Origin of the sequence: Nocardioides jensenii JCM 1364 = NBRC 14755, from assembly GCF_001552535.1 — a bacterium.
Taxonomy (GTDB): Bacteria; Actinomycetota; Actinomycetes; order Propionibacteriales; family Nocardioidaceae; genus Nocardioides; species Nocardioides jensenii.
In genome coordinates, this window is the sequence record NZ_BCRJ01000022.1 from 1 (window position 1) to 1,165 (window position 1,165).

Annotated in this window: 2 protein-coding genes; both read left to right on the top strand. The window is 71.2% G+C overall.

Translation table 11 applies throughout. The features are described 5' to 3' along the window. Positions 1-28 precede the first annotated feature (28 nt). Positions 29-829: an ECF transporter S component gene (locus NJ4_RS07065; protein ID WP_082748265.1), complete on the top strand. Its 801-nt coding sequence runs from the start codon at positions 29-31 to the stop codon at positions 827-829. Next, the coding region (locus NJ4_RS07070; RefSeq protein WP_157550871.1) for an MBL fold metallo-hydrolase at positions 826-1,165 on the top strand (340 nt) is incomplete at its 3' end. The genes NJ4_RS07065 and NJ4_RS07070, both read left to right, overlap by 4 nt.

A 1,165-nucleotide genomic window follows, 5' to 3' on the forward strand; every position in this document is an offset into this window, starting at 1 on the left:
GAGAGCGCAGTCACGCCAGGCGTGGGCCATGAGTGACGTCGTCGCGATACGCGTGCACGCCTCCGCGGCGGTGGCGCTGCTGCTGGCCAGCGTGGTCACCCTCGGCGCCTTCGGGTGGCCCTTCGTGTTTCAGCCGGCCGGCGGGGTGGAGGCCTCCTCGCACGGGTCGGACGCGCCGTGGCTGTTCGCGATGATCCTCCCGTTGCTGGCCGCGATCGTGCTGGCCGAGCTCAATGCAGGTGGCATCGACGCGAAGGCGATCGCGCTGCTCGGCATGCTCTCCGCGGTCGGCGGCGCGTTGCGTGCCCTGTCCCCCGGCATCGCCGGGCTCGAGCCGAGCTTCGCGTTGATCATGCTCGGCGGCCGGGTCTTCGGCCGCGGGTTCGGCTTCGTTCAGGGTGCGCTGTCGCTGTTCATCGGCGCGTTGATCACGGGCGGGGTGGGGCCGTGGCTGCCGTTCCAGATGATGGCCGCCGGCTGGGTGGGCTTCCTCGCCGGTTGCCTGCCGGTGAAGCCGGGCCGCCTCGAGGTGGTGTTGATGGCCTGCCTCGGCTTCTTCCTGGGTCTGCTCTACGGAGCCCTGATGAACCTGTGGTTCTGGCCGTTCGGACGGTACGGCGAGGGGCTGAGCTTCGTCGAGGGCGCGTCGGCAGCGTCGAACCTGGTCAACTACGGGCGCTACTACCTGACCACCTCCGTGGTGTGGGACCTGGCCCGCGGCATCTGCACGTTCCTGCTGGTGCTGTTGGTCGGCACTCCTCTGCTCCGGGCCCTTCGCCGCGTGGCGCGCCTGGCCGCGTTCAACCCCGACGTCAGGTTCGAACGATGAGCATCCGCCTGCTCGGCACCGGCTCGGCCGACGGGTGGCCCAACCCGTTCTGCACGTGCGCCTCGTGCGCTGCCGCGCGCGCAGTGGGCGAGGTGCGCGGCCAGACCTCGGCCCTGGTCGACTCGTTCCTGCTGGACTGCGGACCCGAGACGCTGCGCAACGCCGAGCGTCTGGGCATCTCCCTGGCCGACGTGCGCCACGTGCTGCTCACCCACGACCATCCCGACCACACCGCACCGGCGTTCCTGCTCTACCGCTCGTGGGTGACCTCGGCCGCGGAGCCCCTCGACGTCGTCGGGCCGGCGTCGGTGGTCGCGAGCGCCCGCCAGTGGCTGG